Origin of the sequence: Paraburkholderia sp. MPAMCS5 (assembly GCF_036016995.1) — a bacterium.
Taxonomy (GTDB): domain Bacteria; phylum Pseudomonadota; class Gammaproteobacteria; order Burkholderiales; family Burkholderiaceae; genus Paraburkholderia.
Genome location: NZ_JAYXBK010000010.1, coordinates 65,556 through 83,344, shown reverse-complemented (window position 1 = coordinate 83,344; position 17,789 = coordinate 65,556). Strand labels below are relative to the sequence as shown.

Annotated in this window: 18 protein-coding genes; 7 read left to right on the top strand and 11 right to left on the bottom strand. The window is 65.2% G+C overall.

Features of this window, described 5'->3' with window-relative positions; translation table 11 throughout:
• Position 1: 1 nt before the first annotated feature.
• Entirely contained in the window at positions 2 to 709 is a 708-nt protein-coding gene (locus VOM14_RS21655) for an RNA polymerase sigma factor (RefSeq protein WP_327630792.1), read from the top strand.
• A gap of 204 nt (positions 710 to 913) precedes the next feature.
• Positions 914 to 1,885 (top strand): LysR substrate-binding domain-containing protein, encoded by a 972-nt coding sequence (locus VOM14_RS21650; RefSeq protein ID WP_327630791.1) that lies wholly within the window; start codon positions 914 to 916, stop codon positions 1,883 to 1,885.
• Between the two features lie 3 nt (positions 1,886 to 1,888).
• Here the strand turns inward: VOM14_RS21650 and VOM14_RS21645 are convergent, their stop codons facing one another.
• Positions 1,889 to 2,200 carry a hypothetical protein gene (locus tag VOM14_RS21645; RefSeq protein WP_327630790.1) on the bottom strand — a complete coding sequence of 104 codons (312 nt, stop codon included), beginning with the start codon at positions 2,198 to 2,200 and terminating at the stop codon, positions 1,889 to 1,891.
• Positions 2,201 to 2,360: 160 nt separating this feature from the next.
• Between VOM14_RS21645 and VOM14_RS21640 the strand changes: the two genes are divergently transcribed.
• Both VOM14_RS21640 and VOM14_RS21635 read left to right on the top strand, forming a co-directional pair.
• On the top strand, positions 2,361 to 2,762 hold the full coding sequence (locus VOM14_RS21640) for a DUF6232 family protein (protein ID WP_327630789.1): 402 nt from the start codon (positions 2,361 to 2,363) through the stop codon (positions 2,760 to 2,762).
• 208 nt (positions 2,763 to 2,970) lie between these two features.
• Complete coding sequence (locus VOM14_RS21635) at positions 2,971 to 4,062, top strand: hypothetical protein (protein ID WP_327630788.1); 1,092 nt, start codon at positions 2,971 to 2,973, stop codon at positions 4,060 to 4,062.
• 96 nt (positions 4,063 to 4,158) lie between these two features.
• Here the strand turns inward: VOM14_RS21635 and VOM14_RS21630 are convergent, their stop codons facing one another.
• Complete coding sequence (locus tag VOM14_RS21630) at positions 4,159 to 6,612, bottom strand: glycogen/starch/alpha-glucan phosphorylase (RefSeq protein ID WP_327630787.1); 2,454 nt, start codon at positions 6,610 to 6,612, stop codon at positions 4,159 to 4,161.
• 500 nt (positions 6,613 to 7,112) lie between these two features.
• On the opposite strand from VOM14_RS21630, the gene VOM14_RS21625 reads away from it, so the two are divergent.
• A complete protein-coding gene (locus tag VOM14_RS21625; protein WP_327630786.1) occupies positions 7,113 to 8,480 on the top strand; it encodes an MFS transporter in 1,368 nt (455 codons plus the stop codon).
• A 69-nt stretch (positions 8,481 to 8,549) separates the two neighbouring features.
• Here the strand turns inward: VOM14_RS21625 and ltaE are convergent, their stop codons facing one another.
• From ltaE to VOM14_RS21610, 3 genes are all read right to left on the bottom strand, one after another.
• Positions 8,550 to 9,557 (bottom strand): low-specificity L-threonine aldolase, encoded by a 1,008-nt coding sequence (gene ltaE / locus VOM14_RS21620; RefSeq protein ID WP_327630785.1) that lies wholly within the window; start codon positions 9,555 to 9,557, stop codon positions 8,550 to 8,552.
• 182 nt (positions 9,558 to 9,739) lie between these two features.
• Positions 9,740 to 10,555: a peptidoglycan DD-metalloendopeptidase family protein gene (locus VOM14_RS21615; RefSeq protein ID WP_327630784.1), complete on the bottom strand. Its 816-nt coding sequence runs from the start codon at positions 10,553 to 10,555 to the stop codon at positions 9,740 to 9,742.
• A gap of 128 nt (positions 10,556 to 10,683) precedes the next feature.
• A complete protein-coding gene (locus tag VOM14_RS21610; RefSeq protein WP_327630783.1) occupies positions 10,684 to 10,995 on the bottom strand; it encodes a cupin domain-containing protein in 312 nt (103 codons plus the stop codon).
• Positions 10,996 to 11,298: 303 nt separating this feature from the next.
• Here VOM14_RS21610 and VOM14_RS21605 point away from each other — a divergent pair, with 303 nt between their 5' ends.
• On the top strand, positions 11,299 to 11,616 hold the full coding sequence (locus tag VOM14_RS21605; protein WP_327630782.1) for a hypothetical protein: 318 nt from the start codon (positions 11,299 to 11,301) through the stop codon (positions 11,614 to 11,616).
• A gap of 180 nt (positions 11,617 to 11,796) precedes the next feature.
• On the opposite strand, the gene VOM14_RS21600 is transcribed toward VOM14_RS21605, so the two are convergent.
• From VOM14_RS21600 to VOM14_RS21575, 6 genes are all read right to left on the bottom strand, one after another.
• On the bottom strand, positions 11,797 to 12,126 hold the full coding sequence (locus tag VOM14_RS21600; protein WP_327630781.1) for a DUF4148 domain-containing protein: 330 nt from the start codon (positions 12,124 to 12,126) through the stop codon (positions 11,797 to 11,799).
• A gap of 270 nt (positions 12,127 to 12,396) precedes the next feature.
• Positions 12,397 to 13,806: an NADP-dependent phosphogluconate dehydrogenase gene (gene gndA, locus VOM14_RS21595; RefSeq protein ID WP_327630780.1), complete on the bottom strand. Its 1,410-nt coding sequence runs from the start codon at positions 13,804 to 13,806 to the stop codon at positions 12,397 to 12,399.
• Positions 13,807 to 13,950: 144 nt separating this feature from the next.
• Positions 13,951 to 14,580 carry a DUF938 domain-containing protein gene (locus VOM14_RS21590; protein WP_327630779.1) on the bottom strand — a complete coding sequence of 210 codons (630 nt, stop codon included), beginning with the start codon at positions 14,578 to 14,580 and terminating at the stop codon, positions 13,951 to 13,953.
• A gap of 44 nt (positions 14,581 to 14,624) precedes the next feature.
• A complete protein-coding gene (locus VOM14_RS21585; protein WP_327630778.1) occupies positions 14,625 to 15,494 on the bottom strand; it encodes an NAD-dependent protein deacetylase in 870 nt (289 codons plus the stop codon).
• A 55-nt stretch (positions 15,495 to 15,549) separates the two neighbouring features.
• Positions 15,550 to 15,807 carry an oxidoreductase-like domain-containing protein gene (locus tag VOM14_RS21580; protein ID WP_327630777.1) on the bottom strand — a complete coding sequence of 86 codons (258 nt, stop codon included), beginning with the start codon at positions 15,805 to 15,807 and terminating at the stop codon, positions 15,550 to 15,552.
• 79 nt (positions 15,808 to 15,886) lie between these two features.
• The gene (locus VOM14_RS21575) at positions 15,887 to 16,651 is read right to left on the bottom strand and encodes an SDR family oxidoreductase (RefSeq protein ID WP_327630776.1); all 765 of its coding nucleotides are present in this window, start codon (positions 16,649 to 16,651) and stop codon (positions 15,887 to 15,889) included.
• Positions 16,652 to 16,864: 213 nt separating this feature from the next.
• On the opposite strand from VOM14_RS21575, the gene VOM14_RS21570 reads away from it, so the two are divergent.
• Positions 16,865 to 17,728, top strand: coding sequence for a polysaccharide deacetylase family protein (locus tag VOM14_RS21570; RefSeq protein WP_327630775.1), 864 nt, complete (start codon positions 16,865 to 16,867; stop codon positions 17,726 to 17,728).
• Positions 17,729 to 17,789 lie beyond the last annotated feature (61 nt).

The following is a 17,789-nucleotide window of genomic DNA, read 5'->3' as shown; positions in this document are numbered from 1 at the left end:
AATGACCCATGCAGCACCGGCGCAAACCCTGCCCGCCGACGACGACCTCAGTATCGTGACGCGCGTCGTCGCGGGAGACCATTCGGCATTCGAGCTGCTGATGCGGCGCCACAACCGGCGGCTTTACCGGCTCGCGCGCGCGACCCTTCGCGACGACGCCGAAGCCGAAGACGCGCTCCAGGATGCGTATCTTCACGCGTATCGTTCGCTCAGCCAGTTTCGCGGCGATGCGGCATTGTCGACATGGCTCTCGCGGCTCGTGCTCAACGAATGCTATGCGCGGCTGCGGCGCCACGCGCGCCGCGAGAATGTGATCCCGATAGTGAGTTCGAATACCGCCGACATCGATATCGAAGCCATGCATCCGTCCGACTCCGAGCCGCCCGACAGTGCAGCAGCGCGTGCGGAAATGCGCGCGCTGATCGAGCGCAAGCTCGACGAACTGCCGGAATCCTTCCGCACGGTGTTCATACTGCGCTCGGTGGAAGAGATGAGCGTGGAGGAAACCGCGCAATGTCTCGACATTGCCGAAGCCACCGTGCGCAGCCGCCACTTCCGCGCGAAGAGCCTGCTGCGCGAGTCGCTGGCGCGCGACATCGATTCCGTCGAACGCGAGCTTTTCGAATTCGCGGGCGCACGTTGCGACCGGATCGTCGCGAACGTGATGGCGCGCATCGACAAGAACGGCGAAGGCCACCATGCGCCGTGAGGTGCGCTAACACGCGCTGATCCGCCGTGATTACGCACAGTCAGGCATAACACGCGCCGCCGCCGGATTGCGGCGAACGCGCTTCCACTCTCCGCACGACACTGCCTGCCCGCACGCGTGAAATACGTGCCCGCAAGCCTGAATACGCAGACGAATTTTTTGGCGACAATTCCCAAATAATTAGATCAGGCATAACATCAAGTCATGCCGAACCTTCGCCGAAAATTGCCGAGCGCGAACGCGCTCTTCGTCTTCGAAGCCGCCGCGCGTTGCGGCAACTTCACGCGCGCCGCCGAGGAACTCGACGTGAGCCAGCCTGCCGTGAGCCGCATGCTCGCGCGCATGGAAGACCACATCGGCGTGCGGCTTTTCGAGCGCGTGCGCGGCGGCATCGAGCTGACCGCGAACGGGCGCATTCTGTACCGCAAGATCGCCGAAGGGTTCGACGGCATCGAAAGCGCGATACGCGAAATCGAGGCACGCGCGACAGACATGGATTCCGTCACGCTGTCGGTGTCCACCGGCTTCACCACGCATTGGCTGATGCCGCGCATGGCTCGTCTGAACGCGGCGTTTCCGTCCATCGATCTGCGATTCCAGCTTATTTCAGCGCGCATTGGCGGCGAACTTGTCGACGTCGATCTCGGCATGCGTTTTCTGCACGCCGGCGAGATCGACGAAAACAGCGTGCCCGTGATGCCCGAAACGCTGATGCCGGTATGCAACCCACGCTATCAGGACACAGCGCGGACCGACGCGGGCCGCGAGCAAGGCGACACGATCATCGTGATGAACGACGAGGAACGCGGCTGGCACCACCGGTTTGGCGCGTTCGAGCGGCATGGGCGGCGCGTCGCGAGCACGCTGAGTTTCAACGACTACGCGATCGTCGTGCAGGCCGCGCTGCTGGGTCAGGGCATCGCGCTCGGCTGGCTCAATGTGGTGTCGCACTGGCTGTCGCAACGCGCGCTGATTCCCGCCGAACAGGAGATCATCGTGACGAACCGGCGCTGCTGTCTGGTTGCGCCGCCGGGCAGGCCGCTCCGGCCGATTGTCGCGAACCTCCGCGACTGGATTGTCGAAGAGATGCGCGCGGACATGCGCGCTGTGGAGCGCGCGTATCCGCAGTTGGGGTTACGCGACGCGTTTCGGGAATGCGGGCTGACGATCGGGTGACGGTCAGAGGCCGCCTTTCATCGTCTGCATCAGGTCGCCGGCGGATTGGTGTGTGTTGATCGCGTTGACGATGTCGGCGAGAAACCACGGAAGAATCAATTGTGTGTCGGGATCGCTGACGCCCACGCTGAGCACGGGCGGCTTGTGCGGCGGTTGTTGTTGCGGCGCTTGTTGCGGCGCTTGCTGATGCGGTCGTTGCGGTGCTTGTTGCGACAACGAGCCGCTCGCCGCTTCGTGAGCGGGCGGCCACGCCGACGAACAGCCGGCAGCCAGCACAGCGGCGCCCATGGCAATGAAAAGACAGAACGGCTTCATGATGTGAACTCCGGCCACATCACTTCGACACGAGCGTCTGCCGACAAGTTCTTCCCCACGCGTCGAGGTTGTTCACGCTCAGCTTCGGCGCGTCGCGCGCTGCTGCTGCGCCGCTTCTTCTGGTACGCTGCGCCCTTTGCAACAGCTTGCATTCGACTCGATGGAAACCCCTTTCAACGATCGCGGCGTGTCGGTCACCCGCAATGCGCTTTCATCCGCCGGCCAGGTCTTTCCGCTGCGCGACATTGCCGGCGTGCAGGTCGTCACCGTGCAGAAAAACAAAGTCTTGCCGATCACCCTCTCGCTGCTGGGCGTGGCCGCCGCGATTGCCGGCGGCGTGCTCCGCGCGCCCGTGGGCATGGTGTGCGGCGTCATGCTCATTGTGGTCGGCTGGCTGACGTGGGCGACGCAGGACGTCACGCATCGCCTGATGGTGCAAACGGCCAATGGCGAACGCGAGGCGCTGTCGAGCGTCGATCGCGACTTCGTCGAGCGCGTCGGCGCGGCCGTGAACGAGGCAAAAGCTGCCGCAACAGCAACCACTGCAGCGCAGAAAGTTTGAGTAAGACGCGGCTCGACGCGCACCGCCGCGCGTCGGGCCGCGTTGCAAACCGTCACACATCTTTGCAAGTGCCCGCCGATGCGCAGGTAGAGTCGCCGCTTCTGTCATCGCGCATTCCTTCGCGGGCCAGCGCCGGCGCCGCGTCTTTTCCGTCTCGCAGCCGCATGCATCGCCAACGCTTGGGAGCGCCTTTTTGCGAGCGTGCCCCATGTCTGTGTCTATCGTTTCCGCCGCGCGTCGGCATCTGCATCATCATGTTTGCCGTTTCACCGCCGCCGCGCTCGTTGCAACGGGCGCGCTCGCCGCGTTGAGCGGCTGTTCCGCCACGTTTCCCACACCCACGCCGCCGGCGCCGGCCGTGTCGCTGATCAACGGCGGCCAGGACGGCGTGCTCATTCCGCTGCACGTCGAACGCGCCGACGAAGACCACGCGCGTCTCGGGCTGCCGGTTCAACTCGACGGCAAGGCCGTGTACGTCGCGCTCGATACCGGCACGCAAGGCGTGCGCGTGTTGAAGTCGGTGCTGCCGGGTTCGGACTACGCGAGCGCCGCGCCGGCGAGCACGCTCCTGCTCGCGAACGGCGCGCAGGTTTCCGGCGCGGCCGTGAAAATGCCGATGAGTCTCGCCGGATCGAAACAGGTGCAGGTCGACGCGCAAGCGGTCGACACGGTGAGTTGCCAGGCCACGTCGAAACGCTGCGTCGCCATCGACGGCTACACCGGCGAATTCGGCTGGGCGTTCTCGGGACTCTTCGGCGTCGGCGCCGCGCAACCGGACGACGCCTGTTGCACGCAGCCGCTGCGCGCGTTGGCGGGCCACATCGGCGAGCGCTATCTGGTGCATTCGAACTTCGCCAAGCCGTATCTGCTGCTGAGTCCGTCGAGCGCAATCACGACAAGCTACACGATGGTGCCCATGACCGTTTCGAAAGAAGGCGCGATTCAATGGCCGCGCGGCTGCGTGAACGTCGGCGACAAGATGACGTTCTGCGCGCCGCTCGTGTTCGCCACGGCCACCACGGGCATGATCCGCATCGAAACGGATACCGCGCCGAACTGGACCGGCGACGACAGCGCCGGCAAGGTGCTCATCCAGGGCAACTACAACGCGGCGATCGGCTCGGGCGGCTGGGTGCACCGCTACGACGACGCGCAGGTGACCATCGTCAAGACGAAGCCGGGCGCGAACCGCATCGTGATCGGGCTCGCGGCCATGCAGAATATCGACGTGCTGTTCGATTTCCCGCACGGCCAGTTAGGCCTGCACGCGAGCGACGCGATCGAAAAGCTGATGCCGTGAACACGCCGCTCACACGATAAAAAGCCCGTGCGCCGTTGGAATGGCGCACGGGCTTCTTCACATTGCGGCACCTCGCGCTGCCGCGCGGCGAGCCGTTCAGCCGAGGCCCAGCGGATTCACACGCCAGATCTCGCGAGCATATTCGCCGATGGTCCGATCCGACGAAAACTGCCCCATGCCCGCCACGTTTTCAATCGCGCTCTCGGCCCACGCGCGCTTATCGACGAAACGCGCATCCACTTCGTTTTGCGCCTTGGCAAACGCGGCGAAATCGGCGAGCACCATGTAGTGATCGCCCCAATCCACCAGCGTGTGAAAAATATCCGAGAAGCGCACCGGATCGTCCGGCGAAAAATAGCCGCTGCGAATCTGGTCGAGCGCCATGCGCAACTCGGCGTTCTCCTCATAGACTTGCCGCGGCCGGTAGCCGCTCGCGCGCAGGTTGTCCACTTCGTCGGCGGTGTGGCCGAAGATGAAGATGTTCTCGCGGCCCACGGCGTCGCAGATCTCGATGTTCGCGCCATCCATTGTGCCGATGGTCAACGCGCCGTTCAGCGCCAGCTTCATGTTGCCGGTGCCGGATGCTTCCGTGCCGGCCATCGAAATCTGCTCGGACAGATCGGCTGCTGGAATGATCAGCTCGGCCACGCTCACGCCGTAGTTCGGCACGAACACCACTTTGAGACGGTCGCCGATCAGCGGATCGTGATTGACCTTCTGACTGACATCGCCGATCAGCTTGATGATCGTCTTCGCCATCCGGTAAGCAGACGCCGCCTTGCCCGCGAACATCACCACACGCGGCACCCAGTCGCGTTCGGGATTCGCGCGAATCTGGTTGTAGCGCACGATCACGTGCAGCACGTTCAGCAATTGCCGCTTGTATTCGTGGATGCGCTTCACCTGCAGATCGAACAGCGCGTCCGGATCGAAATGCAGCTTCGTGTGATGCGCGAGGCGCTGCACGAGCCGCAGCTTGTTCTGCCGCTTCGCTTCACGGAAGGCGTCGATAAAACCGCTGTCGTTGCGCAGTTCGCGCAACTGTTCAAGCTCGAACAGATTGGCGCGCCAATGCGTGCCGATTTTCTGATCGATCAATGACGACAGCGACGGGCTCGCCTGCGAAAGCCAGCGTCTCGGCGTGATGCCGTTGGTCACATTCGTGAAGCGGTCTGGGTAAATGCGCGCGAAATCCGCGAAGATGTCGCGCGTCATGAGTTGCGAATGCAGCTTCGACACGCCGTTCACCTTGTGGCTCGCGACAATCGCCAGATACGCCATGCGCACGCGCCGCTGACCGTATTCGTCGACGAGGGAAATGCGGCGGATCATTTCGGCGTCGTGACCCGATTGCTCGCTCACATGCTTGAGAAAACCGGCATTGATCTCGAAGATGATCTCGAGGTGCCGAGGCAGGAGCCGCGCCAGCATTTCGACGTCCCACGTTTCGAGCGCCTCGGGCATCAGCGTGTGATTCGTGTACGAGAAGATCTGCGTGACGTGTTTCCACGCCTTGTCCCACGGCAGATGGTGCACGTCGACCAGCAAACGCATCAACTCCGGAATCGCCAGCACGGGGTGCGTGTCGTTCAGATGCACCGCGACTTTTTCGGAGAAGCGCCCAAACGTGCTGTGCGTGCGCTGATAGCGGCGAATCAGATCCTGCATGGTCGCCGACACAAAGAAGTACTCCTGACGCAGCCGCAACTCGCGCCCGGCCGGCGTCGAGTCGTCCGGGTACAGAAGCCGCGACACGTTCTCCGACATGTTCTTCGTGTCCACCGCATTGCGATAGTCGCCGCGATTGAAAGCGCCGAGATCGAGTTCGTCGGTGGCGCGCGCGGACCACAGGCGCAGCGTGTTCGTCGCGTCGGTCGCGTAGCCGGGAATCACCGTGTCGTACGCGGTGGCGTTCACATGTTCGGTGTCGATCCATTCGACCTGATCGCCGCGCTGAACCGTGCGGCCGCCGAAATGCACCGTGTACTTGATCTCCGGCCGCGGAAATTCCCACGGATTGCCCGCGCGCAACCAGTAATCCGGCGCCTCGACCTGCTCGCCGTTGACGATCTCCTGACGGAACATGCCGTATTCGTAACGGATGCCGTAGCCGAAGCCGGGAATGCCGAGCGTCGCCATCGAATCGAGAAAACACGCGGCCAGCCGGCCGAGACCGCCATTGCCGAGCGCGGCGTCGGGTTCGATGTCGATCAGCGCGTCCATGTCGACGCCGAGACTCGCCAGCGCTTCCTTCATCTGGTCGTGAATGCCGAGCGCCAGCAAGGCATTCGTAAACGTCCGGCCGATCAGGAATTCCATCGACAGGTAATAGACGCGCTTCACGTCCTGCTCGTATTGCAGGCGCGTGGTTTTCATCCAGCGCGCGACGAGCCGGTCGCGCACGGCAAGCGCGGCGGCGTGCAGCCAGTCATGCGGATGCGCGGTGACGGCGTCCTTGCCGACGCCGTACATCATGCGATTGGAAATGGAGCGCCGTAGCGCGTCGACGGTACTGTTGAGCTGGTCGAATTCCAGATCGACGGCTGTCATCGAAGCCTCCGGGAAAAAACGCTGCGGCAGGCGCGAACCGCACAGATGACGGACGGGAGGCGCGTGCCGGTCAGGCGGGTTAAGGAAACAGAGTAGGTCATTTTACGACTCCCGGATGTCGGCGAGACGCGCGGGCTGCCCACGCACGTGCCATGCCCGCGGGCGCGCGCGGACCACGGGCGGGGATTCGAAGAGGCGTTGCGGGGCTGACAGTTAGTTGCATCTGCACGCGATTCGATGCGCGTCGGATCGCCCGTGTTCGCTGCACGATTGCCACGTCTCTGCAACAATCGCTACATTCGCGGCGCGGCGTGGCGCGAGGGCTTGCCAGACACGCCGCCGCGCCTTCCGATTTGCCGCAGGCTTGCCGCTCACACCGCATCTTCCCGACGATGCGACGCCTCAATCCGTCTTCAATACGCATGTCCAACCCGCCGAGCCACACCTTGCCCGACAAGCCCAGCGCCGTCCCCGCGCCGCCCTTTCCCGCGGATGTTCCGATGTCCGCCGCCAACCGCCGCGCAATGGCCGCGATCATGCTCGCGGTCACGCTGGCCACGCTCGACACCGCGATCGCCAACACCGCGCTGCCCGCCATCGCCGGCGATCTGCACGCGGCACCCGCTGCGTCTGTGTGGATCATCAACGCCTATCAGCTCGCGATGGTCGCCACGCTGCTGCCGCTTGCCGCGCTCGGCGACATCATCGGGCATCGGCGGATTTATATCGGCGGCATCGCGCTCTTCACGCTGGCCTCGCTCGCGTGCGCGATGGCGCCCACGCTGCCGCTGCTCGCCGGCGCGCGCGCGCTGCAAGGCCTCGGCGCGAGCGCGATCATGAGCGTCAACACCGCGCTGATCCGCTTTCTGTATCCGCCGCACCGGCTCGGGCGCGGACTCGGCACCAACGCGCTGATCGTGGGCGTGTCGTTCGCGGTGGGACCGACGGTGGCGTCGCTGATCCTCTCGGTTGCTTCGTGGCCGTGGCTGTTCGCGGTCAATGTGCCGCTCGGCGTGCTCGCGCTGGCTTTCGCGTGGCCCGCGCTGCCGCACACCGAGCGCGGCACGCACCACTTCGATCCGCTTGCCGCGCTGCTCAACCTGGTGACCTTCGCCGCGCTGATCTTTGCGCTCGGCGAAGCGGCGCAGCGCGCCTCGACGCAACTCGTGCTGAGCGCCGCGGCGCTCGCGCTGATATTCGGCTTTCTGCTGATTCGCCGCGAAGCCGGCCACCCGGCGCCCATGCTTCCCGTCGATCTCTTCAAGCGGCCCGTGTTCGCGCTCTCCGCGCTGACTGCCGTGTGTTCGTTCGCCGCGCAAGGTCTCGCGTTCGTCTCGCTGCCTTTCTATTTCGAGGGCGTGCTGCATCGAAGCCAGGTCGAAACGGGTTTTCTGATGACGCCGTGGCCGGTCGTGGTCGCGTTGGCCGCGCCGTTCGCGGGCAGCCTGTCCGACCGTTATCCGCCGGGCCTGCTCGGCGCGATCGGTCTGGCGGTGCTGTCGGCCGGCATGGCCTCGCTCGCCTTATTGCCGGCGCATCCGCAGGTGCTCGACATCGGCATCCGCATGGCGATCTGCGGCGCGGGCTTCGGCTTTTTCCAATCGCCGAATCTGAAAGCGCTGATGGCCAGCGCGCCGCCCGAGCGCAGCGGCGGCGCGAGCGGCATCGTCGCGACGGCGCGGCTGCTCGGCCAGACCACGGGCGCGGCGCTGGTCGCGTTGAGCTTCGGGATTGCAGGCCGTCATGGCCCGACGCTCGCGCTCGGCGCGGGCGCCTTTTTCGCGGGCGCGGCGAGTCTCGCGAGCGGGCTGCGGCTGTTCGCGCCGTCACATCGCTCGGGCGTGCAGGTGAAGGCGTCGATGAAATGAAAACGGGCGCGCAGTGGGACAGCGCGCCCGTTTTTCCGAAGGCTCGATCGCGCCTTCCATACAGCCGGATCAATGCGCGGCGAAATACGCCTTCAGCGCCGCGATAAACGTGTCGATGTCTTCGCGCGACACATCCTTGTGCGTGACGAAACGCGACGCGTACAGCATCTGCGTGAGGATGCCGCGCTCCTTGAGCCACGCTTCGAGCGGCGCGCAATGCTGCTGCGCGAACTGCGCGAACACCATGTTGGTCGCGACCGACTGCACCTTCACCTGATCGATTGCTTCCAGACCCGCCGCGAGATGCGCGGCGTTCGCGTGGTCGTCGGCGAGACGCTCCACGTTGTGATCCAGCGCGTACAGACACGCCGCCGCGAGCACGCCCGCCTGGCGCATGCCGCCGCCGAGCACCTTGCGCCAGCGGTGCGCCACCTCGATCAGCGCCCGGCTGCCGACCAGCACCGAGCCGACCGGCGCGCCGAGACCCTTCGAGAAGCAGATCGACACCGAATCGAACGGCTCGCACAGCGCCGCGACCGGCTTGCCCGACGCGACGGCCGCGTTGTAGACGCGCGCGCCGTCCAGATGCGCGGACAAGCCCCGTTCGCGCGCAAGCTGCACGGCTTCGGCGACATAACCCGCCGGCAGCACTTTTCCGCCGATGGTGTTCTCCAGCGCCAGCAGCCGCGTGCGCGCGAAGTGGTTGTCGATCGGCTTGATCGCGGCCGCGATTTTTTCGAGCGGGATGGAGCCGTCGGCGGCGTTTTCGAGCGGCTGCGGCTGGATGCTGCCGAGCACCGCGGCGCCGCCGCCTTCATATTTGTAGGTGTGCGCCAACTGGCCCACGATGTATTCGTCGCCGCGCGCGCAATGCGCCATGAGCGCCGCGAGGTTGCTTTGCGTGCCGCTCGGGAAGAACAGCCCGGCCTCCTTGCCGGCGCGTTCGGCGAGCGCCGACTGCAAACGCAGCACGGTGGGGTCGTCGCCCCAGACATCGTCGCCGACTTCGGCGGCCGACATGGCCGCGAGCATCGCCGGAGTCGGACGGGTGACGGTATCGCTGCGTAAATCGATCATGGTGTGTCCCTGTGCGTCTTTCGTGTGAGAGGCCAGGCCGGTCGTCCGGCGAGTGATCGCCGCGCATGCGCTTCACGCCGTGGGAACGGCATGAATGGCGCCGGCTCGTGAGCCACACAGTGTATTCAATTCACGCGGCTCTCGCAGTAGCCGCGCCAAAATTGCGCCTTCGGCAGCTTCGTTCAGCCGCCCGACCTCGGCAGCCATGCGAGCGGATCGACCGGCTGGCCGTTCTGGCGAACTTCGAACTGGATCGACGCGACGCCCCGGCTGTCCACGCCCACTTCGCCGATGGTCTGCCCTTGCGCGACGGCATCGCCTTCCTTGACGAGCAGCGTGCTGTTCTGCCCATACGCCGTGATCAGCGAGTCATCGTGCTTGATGATGATGAGCGGGCCATACGCCTCGATGCCCGAACCGGCATACACGACGCGTCCGGTCGCGGCAGCCTTGACCGGATCGCCGGCGCGCCCGCCGATCACGATGCCGTTCGACCTGCCCGCCGCGAACGTCTTCAGGATCGGCCCGCGCAGCGGCCATTGCAGCACGCCTTGTTGCGGCGCTCCGGACACCGTCGGTGCGTTAGGTGCGTTAGGTGCATTAGGTGGCGGATTCGGGCCGCCCTGCGTGACGGCGACGGGCGGCGACACGACACTGCCAGACGCCATCGGCGGGGAAACGCGCAGCACCTGGCCGGGCGCGACGGCCGCGTTGACCGGCAAGCCGTTCCAGTTCGCGACGTCCTGCGGCCTATGCCCATAGGCCGAGGCGATGCTCGCCAGCGAGTCGCCGGGATTGACACGGTAGAAACCGGCCGGCACCGACACGGTGCTGAGCGTGGTGGGCCGCGATTGCGTATTGCCGTAGAACGGCGTGTTCTCCCACGGCATGTTTGTGCAGCCGTTGAGCATCGCGCCGAGCGCGACAACCGCCAGCAGGCGCGGCGCCGAACGGCGCGCAGCACAGGGCGTCCCCGTGAATTGCCATGGTCTCGTCATGTGATTTTCCTCGACATTTTCTGATTCCATCTTTTGATGCGAACGTCTCCAATCGATGCCTGAGCATTTCATGTGCCGCGTCCCGAGCGAATCGCGGCCGCCGTGTGCGGGACCGCTTCCGGCGGCGCTCAGACGCTGCCCTCGGCCTCGACGACGAGAATCCGCGCGGCGCCGACCGGATGCGCGACATGCTCCGTGCCCACCGACGCGTAAAACACGTCGCCGGTTTCGAGCATGGCCGCGTGCTCGACGCCATCTTCCCGATAACGCATCTCGACGCGGCCATCCAGCACGGCGAACACTTCCTCGCCGTCGTTCACGTGCCACTTGTACGGCTGATCGGTCCAATGCAGACGCGTGGTGATGCCGCCCATATTGGCGATGTCGAGCGCGCCCCAGGCGCGCGTCGCGGTGAAGCTTTTGCTGCGAATGATCTTCATGGTTAGTTGCAAAGCCACTCGGTAAAGACGCCGCCGCGCGCAGCGCCGATCGCATTGTCAGCCGGAGATGGCGCGCCGCCGACAAGCGCCCGCGCCCACGTTTGGAACGCCCATTATAAGTCGCGTCCCGCGCCCTTCTCGCGTGGCGCGCCGTGTTCAGCCGCCGTGTTCAGCCGCCGTGTTCAGCCGCCATGTTCAGGCAATGGTGTGAGCATTGAAACCTCGCGGCCCTCGCCTATACTGCCCCTTGCTGCGCCGCGCCGGCGCGAACAACAACGAGCGGAATCCCGAAAGGAGTCGAGGATGAACAAAGCCACCTTTCTGGCGGTGCAACTCAACGTCGACGACGTCGCGGCGTCGCCAGGACTGACCGAGTTGCTGAACACGCACCTCATTTTCGCAGCCGATGTCGCCGAAGCCGCCGACGCGCTCGTGCAGCTCGCGAGCGTCGCGGGACTGACGGGCGGCGTCGAGGCGCGCGTCGAAATTCCGGCGCTCGCGATCGAGCGGCTGCGCGAGGCGCTCGACAATCTCAGCGTCTACGACGAAACGTGGCTGCTCGCGCTGGAACCGAGCCGCGCGCTTTTCGACGACATCGGCCGGCCTCGCATCCTGCATTGAGGCTGCGCGCGCGAGTAGCGGCCGCGCCCTCGTCGATTCGCCGAGCGGGCGACGGGCTGGATCGAACAGGTTCGTCGAGCGCGTAAACAGCAAAACGCCGCCAGGGTCAGAACCTTGGCGGCGTTTTTTTCAGCAGCCGTCCGGCTCAGCCGGGCGGCGCTTTCGTCGAATTCGGCTCGATTAGTTGCCGAAATAAACCGAGTTGCGGTCGTTGCTGCCAATCGGGCGGCCAGCTTGCGACGTGCCGGCGATCGGTGCGCCGTAGCCGCTGTTCGCCACTTGAGCCGCGGCTTGCGCGGTGCCGTTCTGCGAATCGACGCGAGTTTGAGCGGCTTGCAGGTTCGCCGGGTAGTCGACATGGTCGCCGACCGGGTTATAGCCTGCCTTTTCGAGCTGGACCAGCTCGGCACGAACCTGAGCGCGGGTGACGGGCTGGTTCGACTGGGCAAACGAAGCGACCGGAGCGGCCAGAGCAGCGGCGACGACGACAGCAGAGATAAGGGTCTTCATGATGTATAACCTCCAGAACTTGTTGTGATTCGCTTCGGGCTGTGTTGTCCCTAGCGCATGAACAGAAGTTTAGGAGCGCGCACATCTAGGGGAAACCCCTGATTCGACGAAACTCTATTCCGGAAATTGCAATAGTCCGGGTCTGATTTCCGCCCTTACCTATCCCTTTCATAGCTTCGGGCAATAATCGCCCGAAGCATGTCGATTCATCGCGCCGCCGCGCCGCGCACTCGCCGCCGCGCAGACAGCGGGGCATTCACACGAGACGCCTCAGCTCCAGTTCGCGTGGAAGCTGCCCGGCTTGTCGGTGCGCTCGAACGTATGCGCGCCGAAGAAGTCGCGCTGCGCCTGCACGAGATTCGCGGGCAGACGCTCCGAGCGATACGCGTCGAAATACGCGACCGCCGACGCAAAAGCCGGCACCGGCACGCCCGCGTTGATCGCGGCGATCACCACGTCGCGCAAGGCCGACTGATAGTTGCTCGCGATGTCGCGGAAATACGGGTCGAGCAGCAGATTCGCGATGGCCTTGTTGGTCGTGTAGGCGTCGGTGATTTTCTGCAGGAAGCGGGCGCGGATAATGCAGCCGGCGCGGAAAATCTTCGCGATCGTACCGAAATCCAGTTCCCACTTGTACTCTTCCGATGCCGCGCGCAATTGCGCGAAACCTTGTGCGTACGAGATGACCTTGCTGAAGTACAACGCGCGGCGCACCGACTCGATGAACTCGTCGCGCCCGGCGCCGAGCGGCTTCGCCTTCGGGCCGTCCAGCACCTTGCTCGCCGCCACGCGCTGATCCTTCAGCGACGACAGCACGCGCGCGAACACGGCTTCGGTAATGAGCGGCAGCGGCGCGCCGAGGTCGAGCGCGTTCTGGCTGGTCCACTTGCCGGTGCCCTTCTGCGCCGCGCGATCCAGGATCACGTCGACGAGATCCTTGCCGGTTTCGTCGTCTTTCTTGCTGAAAATCTTCGAGGTGATTTCGATCAGATAGCTGTCGAGTTCGCCCTGATTCCACTCGGTGTAGACCTTGCCGAGTTCTTCGTTCGACAGACCGGCCACCTGCTTGAGCACCGCGTAGCTTTCCGCGATCAGCTGCATGTCGCCGTATTCGATGCCGTTATGCACCATCTTCACGAAGTGGCCCGCGCCGTCCGGACCCATGTAGGCGACGCACGGCTCGCCGTCCGGCGCTTTCGCGGCGATCTCGGTGAGGATCGGCGCGACCAGATCGTAGGCGTCGCGCTGTCCGCCCGGCATGATCGACGGACCTTTCAGCGCGCCTTCCTCGCCGCCCGACACGCCCGTGCCGATGAAATGCAGGCCGGCCTTCGCCAGTTCCTGATTGCGGCGGATCGTGTCGGTGAAATGCGTATTGCCGCCGTCGATCAGAATGTCGCCCTTGTCCAGCAGCGGCTTGAGCGACGCGATGGTCGCGTCGGTCGGTTCGCCGGCCTTGACCATGAGCAGAATGCGGCGCGGCTTTTCCAGCGAGTCCACGAATTCTTCCAGCGTGAACGCCGGCACCAGCTTCTTGTCCGGATATTCGGCGATGAGTTCGTCGGTTTTTGCGCGGCTACGGTTGTAGACCGACACCGCGTGGCCGCGGCTTTCGATGTTGAGCGCCAGATTACGGCCCATGACCGCCAGCCCCACCACGCCGATTGCCTGTTTGCCCATGTGAATTCTCCAGTGTCCAAAAGTGTCGTGACGCCGCGCCGGAAAGAAGCTCGGCCGGACGTCGAGGGTGAAAGCATAAAAGAAATGCCGGTTTGCCGCTCGTTATCCGGCAAGCAAAGCGGCGTCGCGCCTCGTTGCGCGCGCTCAGTGCGCCTGCGCCGCCCGCTTGCGGAAGACCAGGCTGAAATTGTTGGCCGGCATCGCGAGCGGCTCGTCGCACGCGAATCCCGCCGATGCGCCGAGCGCCGCGACCGCCTCCATGTCCCGCACGCCCCATGCCGGATCGCGGCTTTGCAATTGCCGGTCGAAGGCTTCGTTGCTCGGCGCCGTGTGCGCGCCGCCGCGTTTGTACGGGCCGTACAGATACAGTACACCGCCGTCCCGCAGATAACGGCTTGCGCCTGCGAACAACGCCTGCGCAGCGCTCCACCGCGCAATGTGAATCATGTTGATGCAGACCACGGCATCGAGCGCGCCCACGCCCCAATCCGCTTGATGGACGTCGAGCGCGAGCGGCGCGCGCAGGTTCGGCGGCGCGTCGTGCGCGCGCCAGGCGGCGATCGACTCGCGCGCCTCGGCGTCGGCATCGCTCGGTTGCCAGTCGAGTCCTGGCATCGCGCTCGCGAACCAGATTGCGTGTTGACCCGTGCCGCTCGCGATTTCCAGCACGCGGCCCGTGGCCGGCAATACCGCGCGCAACACCGCGAGTATCGGTTCGCGATTGCGCTCGGCGGAGGGCGAGTGTTGCCGCATCGACGGAACAGAGTTGGTCATGGTCAGGTTGTGTCCGGATTGATTGAGTTCGTGCGAATCGCGGTTTAATCCACCGCTAGCCAGGCGGCCAGTGCCGTCAGCGTATCGGCGCACGGCGCCGCGACTTTCAGCGACAACAGCGGATCGGCGCGCGTGCGCCCGAGATTGATCGCGGCGATCGGCTTGCGCTGCTTTTGCGCCCACACGCAGAAGCGATAGCCCGAATAGACCATCAGCGAAGAACCGACCACGAGCACCGCGTCGGCGGCGTCGAGCGCCTGCGAGGCCGCTTCGACGCGTTCGCGCGGCACGCTTTCGCCGAAGAACACCACCGCCGGCTTCAGCAAGCCGCCGCAGTTCGTGCACGCGGGCACGCGAAACGCGGCGAGATCGTGCCATTCGAGATGCGCGTCGCCATCGGCGGCGGTTTCGGCGCTCACGTCCAGCAGCGCGGGATTGTCCGCTTCGAGCGTCTGCTGGATCGACGCGCGCGAATGCTGCGTGCCGCAGTCAAGACAGATCACGCCGTCGATGCCGCCATGCAGTTCGATCACGTCGCGCATGCCGGCTCGCTGATGCAAACCGTCCACATTCTGCGTGATGAGCGATGGCACATGTCCCGCGGCCTGAAGGCGCGCGAGCGCCGTATGCGCGGCGTTCGGCTGCGCGCGCGCGACGACCGGCCAGCCGACCATGCTGCGCGCCCAGTAGCGGCGGCGCATGGCGTCGGCGCCGAGAAATTCCTGCAGCGTGATCGGCGGCGAGCGTTTCCACTCGCCGTTGTCGTCGCGATAGCCGGGAATGCCGGAATCCGTGCTGATGCCCGCGCCCGTCAGCACGAAGAGACGCGGATAGCGTTGCACGAAGTCGTGGAGATCGTCGAGCGTGTGCGATTCGCTGAACGGTTCGACGGGCGCGGAGTGAAGGTCGGTCATGACGGAATGATTGAGGGCCGCGGCGCGCGGCATGGAGCACAAAGCACGCGGCGTTCTAGCGGCGCTTGCCGGGCTTGCGTGGCTTGCGTGACTTGTCTGGCTTGCTTGCATTCGCTGAAGCAACAGCATGTTGCGCTTGCCGCTCTTGCCATTGCGCCAGCGCGGTTTCGTAGCGGGTGAGCGCCTCGTCGTACAGATCGAACACGCAGGGAAAACAGCCGCTATGACAACACTCTTCCAGATCGGGCTGGACGGGCGGCACGGGCTTCGGGTCGTCCTTGGAGATGGCGCGCGGCACGGCGGATGACTTCACGTGAACAAGCTGCAAAACGCGGGCTGCAAAGCGCTCAGTATAAGTTGATCTCCCGCGCCGCGCTCCCGGCGGAGCGCGGTCAACCGCGGCCCACGAACGGCATCTTGCTGGCCATGATGGTCATGAACTGCACGTTCGCGGACAACGGCAATTGCGCCATGTGCAGCACGGCATCGGCGACATGCTGGACGTCCATCAGCGGTTCGGCGGCGATCTCGCCGTTCGCCTGCGGCACGCCGCGCGCCATGCGCCCGGCCATCTCCGTGGCCGCGTTGCCGATGTCGATCTGCCCGCACACGATGTCGTATTTACGGCCGTCGAGCGACACGGCTTTCGTGAGGCCGGTGATCGCGTGCTTGGTCGCCGTGTAGGCGGCGCTGTTGGGCCGCGGCGCGTGCGCCGAAATCGAGCCGTTGTTGATGATGCGGCCGCCGCGCGGACTTTGCGTTTTCATCAGACCGAACGCGGCGCGCGTGCACAGAAACACGCCGGTCAAATTGGTATCGACCACGGAGCGCCATTCGTCGATATCGAGTTCGTCGATGTCGACCGGCGAGCCGTTGCGCCCCGCATTGTTGAACAGCACGTCCAGCCGTCCATAGCGCTCGCGGATCGTGTCGAACAGCGCGGCGACGCTGCTCGCGTCCGTCACGTCGCACGAGACCGCCAGCGCTTCGCCGCCATGCGATTGCGCTTCTTCGGCGACTGCATCGAGCGCCGCCTGTCGCCGGCCCGCGAGCACGACGCGATAACCCTGCTGCGCGAGACGCAGCGCGCAGGCGCGGCCAATGCCGCTGCCCGCGCCCGTCACCAATGCCACCTTGCTGATTTCCGTTACGGTCACGACATGTCTCCTCGTTTGCTGGTCCGCTTCGCACCATACCGCAGTGTCCCGCCGACGACAAACGCGGCGAGCGTGACGTTTACGCGGTCAAGCGAACGCGCTTTCGTTGCGGTTGCTCCCGGCGCGCGCGCCGGCTCGTTCATCAATGGTATCGTTCGGCGTTGCGCGCGGCGACTTGCCTGGCGCGCGCAACGATTACCGGAAGCACGCCTGATGACCCAACTCTTTACGCCCCACGACGCCCGCGCGACACCGCTGCGCCGCTGGCCGAAAACCAGCTACCCCGCCATGCTCACCGCCACCGCCGCCTGGCACGTTTTCGTGCTGGCCGCTTGGCTCCTCGCGCCTCGCGCGTGGGCATGGTGGCTCGCGGCCCTCATTGCGAACCACGCTATCTTCACGGTGGCCGGCCTGCTGCCGCGCACGTCGCTGCTCGGACCCAACTGGACGCGCCTGCCCGCCGGCGCGCGCAACGCGGACGCCATCGCCTTGACCATCGACGACGGTCCCGACCCGGTCGTCACGCCTCGAGTTCTCGATCTGCTCGACGCGTCCGGCGTGCGCGCCACGTTCTTCTGCATTGGCGAAAAGGCGCGGCGCTATCCGCAACTCGCACGTGAGATCGTCGCGCGCGGTCATGCGCTCGAAAATCATTCGCAGGTTCACGTGCACACATTTTCCGTGACGTTTCCGCGTGCCCTCACGCGTGAGATCAGCGCTGCACAACGCACGCTCGAAGACGTGAGCGGCGAGCGGCCGCTGTTCTTTCGTGCGCCCGCCGGACTGCGCAACATCTTTCTCGAACCGGTGCTGCGCAAGCTGGACCTGAGGCTCGCGGCGTGGACGCGGCGCGGCTACGACACGCGCGAGCGCGATCCGCAACGCGTGGCGCGACGGCTGCTCGACGGCCTCGCGGCGCGCGACATTCTGCTTCTGCACGACGGCAATGCCGCATTGACCGCCGACGGAACACCGCTGATTCTCGCCGTGCTGCCGCAGGTGTTCGCTGCGGCGCGCCGGCAGCAACTGCGCTTCGTCACGCTGCGCGAAGCGCGAGCCGAGGATTCATCGCGCTGAGTTCATGGGGCTCGCCCCTGAAGTTCGCCCATGAAGTTCGCCCCTGAAGCTCTCCCATCAA